4 protein-coding genes are annotated in these 3,525 nt (G+C 46.6%); all 4 read left to right on the forward strand.

What is annotated here, in order from left to right:
- Positions 1-1,044 (forward strand): DUF4368 domain-containing protein (locus H8S55_RS13730; RefSeq protein WP_186879348.1); only part of this gene is annotated, 1,044 nt, incomplete at its 5' end.
- Between the two features lie 4 nt (positions 1,045-1,048).
- On the forward strand, positions 1,049-1,426 hold the full coding sequence (locus H8S55_RS13735; protein WP_005944774.1) for a TnpV protein: 378 nt from the start codon (positions 1,049-1,051) through the stop codon (positions 1,424-1,426).
- Between the two features lie 13 nt (positions 1,427-1,439).
- The gene (locus tag H8S55_RS13740; RefSeq protein ID WP_005944778.1) at positions 1,440-1,724 is read left to right on the forward strand and encodes a DUF6809 family protein; all 285 of its coding nucleotides are present in this window, start codon (positions 1,440-1,442) and stop codon (positions 1,722-1,724) included.
- A gap of 131 nt (positions 1,725-1,855) precedes the next feature.
- On the forward strand, positions 1,856-3,388 hold the full coding sequence (locus tag H8S55_RS13745) for a hypothetical protein (RefSeq protein ID WP_015573038.1): 1,533 nt from the start codon (positions 1,856-1,858) through the stop codon (positions 3,386-3,388).
- Positions 3,389-3,525 lie beyond the last annotated feature (137 nt).

Below are 3,525 nucleotides of genomic sequence, written 5' to 3' on the forward strand. Positions count from 1 at the left end.
GAATGGACAATTTTCGAGAATACCCATGAGCCTATCATTGACCAGCAGACCTTTGACCTTGTGCAGAAAATCCGTGGGAATGTCAGACGCTACCCGGACGGCTGGGGCGAAGCAGCTCCCCTCACAGGCTTGCTTTATTGTGCCGATTGCGGCGGCAAGATGTATGTCCACCGTACCAACAACGGCAAGCGCATTTCTCAATACACCTGCTCACAGTACACCAAAGTTCCTTGCGGAACGCTCTGCAAGACCCAGCACCGTATCAATGAAGATGTGGTACTGTCCCTTGTTTCCGAAATGCTCAAAGCTATTGCCGAGTATGCCAAGCATGACCGAGCCGAGTTTGTCCGTGTGGTGCAGGAAGCACAGTCCAGCCAGCAGACCACAGAGGTCAGGAAACAGCGGACACGCCTTGCTGCCGCCAAGCAGAGAGTGTCCGAGCTGGAAGTCCTGCTCTGTAAAATCTATGAGGACAACATTTTAGGAAAGCTGTCCGACAGCAGATACGCCACTCTGGACGCTCAATACGAAAAGGAACAGTCCGAGCTTACCGCTGAAATCTCTGCTCTGGAAAAGGCTATCAGGAGTTATGAAAAGCACGAAAAGGACGCTGACCGTTTTATCGCTCTGATCGACAAATATGAGAACTTCGACAAGCTGACCATTGCCATGCTCAACGAGTTTATCGAGAAAATCCTTGTGCATGAGCGTGACCGCAAAGGCAGTATACAGACCACACAGGAGGTCGAGATTTACTTCAATTTTGTAGGCAGGTTCGTTCCCCCGGCATTTGGCGAAGTGGAGCTGACCCCGGAAGAATTAGAGGAAATCCGCAAGCGTGAGGAACGCAAGGACAGGCTCCACCAGAACTACTTGAAGCGGAAAGCCAATGGTAAACAGAAAGAGTATGAGGAGCGCACGAAAGCCAAGAAAAAAGCGGAGATTGAAGCCAGAAAACAGGCAATCCGCACCGAGGATATTGCCAGAGGGGTATTTATCCCGGTGAGCAGTTTGCCGCAGCTGGGACCGAGAAAGGGAGCGTGATTTTATGAAAGAGTTGAAACCGAGAATCCATGAGAACGGTATGGACTATGTGTTGGTGGGCGACTACTATGTGCCGGACTTGAAGCTGCCGGAGGAACGCCGACCTATTGGGCATTGGGGACGCTTGCACCAGTCCTATCTGAAATTGCACCGTCCCATGCTTTACAACGAGCTAATTTTGTCCGGCAGGCTCCACACCGTCGTTGCCGATCTGAACGAGCAGGCGGCAGACAGGCTGGACTTGATTATCCGGCAGATGATGAAAGCCGAGGGCGTGACCGAAGCCATGAAAGCGGAAAATCAGATGTTATGGGTGCAGTCAATGAACTCCATCCGCTGCCGGGCAGAGGAAATCATCAAGACGGAACTAATCTACTGTTGAGAGAGGTAAAGCTATGATTTTGGAAGCCATGTATAATGGGGAGTTTTATCCCTGCGAGACAGTTGTACCTACATCACCGGAATACCGAAAGGCAGTCATAGCCTGTGAAAAGCTCATGGAGCAGTTGTCCCAACGGCTCAGCAAAGAGGACTATGAGCTGGTGCAGGAACTCCGGGCGCAGACAGCAATCGCCCAATGTGAAGAAAGTGAAAGTCACTTCAAGTATGGCTTTTCCGCTGGGCTGATGTTCAGCAGGAAGCCCATGAACAAGTGCAGCAGAAGAAAGAAAAATAGATGAAGAAAGCCGCCTGAGCAGAAAGAAACTGTTCGGGCGGTTTCAGCATTCGCCAGTAGATTTATTCACACTCTTGTGATAAAATTTACTACAATAAAGAGCGTGATAGCACTAATTTTATGGGGGGATACTTAATGAATAGAATTTTGAAAAAATTTTTACAGCGGGGTGTCGATTTAAGTCCTGTGGGAGTTGAACTCCGTGAGGATAATACAAATTATTTTTGTACCCCAAAAGGGGCATCGGTTTTTGGATGGGCAGGGATAGATGGTATCCACTTCTGTTTCATTCGTGGATTTGGAGAGATGGTTTTCTCTGTCAGCCCCATGAATACTTCTCCTGATTATGTTCATCCAGTAGCTGAAAATTTTACCGACTTTCTGCGGCTTATACTGGCTTGTGGTGATGTGGCGGCAGTGGAACAAGCGTGGATGTGGAACGAAGCACAGTTTGAAGCCTTTCTCAATGAAAACCCTACAACCCAGGAACAACAGCAAACTTTATCGGAAATTTCAGAGAAGATGAATTTGTTGCCTATGGAACAACCGTGGACATATATCAAAAACCTGCAATCTTCCTTTGATTACAGTCAGATTAAATACACAGAAGATTATTACGATAATGATATGACTTCAGAAGCAGAATTGGTTGCCCCTGAATGGAAGGTCTACTTTGATGGAGATTTCTGGGGACATCGAGGTAAAGACCGTGCCGGAAAAGAGATCAAGCTGGATAAACAATTCGATTGGGCTGGATATCATTGGGTAATTCCGGCAGCTTATTCATGTAGCAAAGGACTTGTCGTTGATTTTTGTATGCGAGTTGATTCAGAAAGCATCCGTGACTTCATGAAAAAATGGAATCTGGACTGGGAAAATGACTCATGTGAAAATTTTACCCGTGAGCAACAGATGCAGATGGAATGGGAAAACCCACTTTGTTTTAACTTCAAACCTTGCTTGAAGTTAAACGAGAAAATATTACAGACAACCCATGGCTGCGCTGTGAGCTTTAATCCTTGTCTGCCAGATGGCGTTATCAATGAGTTGGAAGCAAAATGGGCAATCGACCATTATGGGCTGGATAGTACTTATGGCTGGGTCATATGCAGAGACGTATTTCCTTGGGGAACCAAGCATCACCCTGAAATCAATAAACTTTTTCTTACAATGGAGCAGCAACCAGGACAAGTTCCAGGCTCACATTTCAAAGTTCACGCACCCGGAGATTCATTTATGTTTTCCCATCCTGTTAGCGGAATAACCCATACACTGACCGTGCAGGAAATAGAACAGCAGACAGTTCCTCAAAATAGTTTTGGTTCTGATCGCTGGATTTATCCGACACATTATATTGCCATGAGTTATACACTTACCCCTGAACCGATGGAGAACATTTCGGTTTTTGACTGTGATGAAGGCGATAGACCGATAGAAGTTACACCAGACGATCATTCGTTCCGTCCAGTTGGCAGTAGTTCCTGTTTTGTTGTTGGTGTTATTGGTGGTGCAGATGGTCCGACAGCAGTTATATATGGAACAAATTCACAAGAAAAACTTCATGCTGCTTGTTCTGCTCTGCACTTTGAACCGGTTGGTGATGATGTCGAGTGGCGTATCGTGTTCAATGTTACGCAGTTTGACAAAGAAACATTCCCAATTATCTAAAAATACCCTTAGAACTCTAAGGGCGCACTTCTATACTCTCTGTCGAGAGTAGTGCGTCCTGCGGAGCTTCATTCTCCGTCAGCAGAAGAAAACTGCATGACCGAGAATGTTGCGTCACTTCGTTCCGTCAAGGTGGC

This window comes from Flintibacter faecis (assembly GCF_014287875.1).
Taxonomy (GTDB): Bacteria; Bacillota; Clostridia; order Oscillospirales; family Oscillospiraceae; genus Lawsonibacter; species Lawsonibacter faecis_A.

Coding starts and splice junctions, on each gene's coding strand:
- H8S55_RS13735 (WP_005944774.1), top strand. CDS start 1,049: ATGAAAGAGTTGAAACCGAGAATCCATGAGAACGGTATGGACTATGTG.
- H8S55_RS13740 (WP_005944778.1), top strand. CDS start 1,440: ATGATTTTGGAAGCCATGTATAATGGGGAGTTTTATCCCTGCGAGACA.
- H8S55_RS13745 (WP_015573038.1), top strand. CDS start 1,856: ATGAATAGAATTTTGAAAAAATTTTTACAGCGGGGTGTCGATTTAAGT.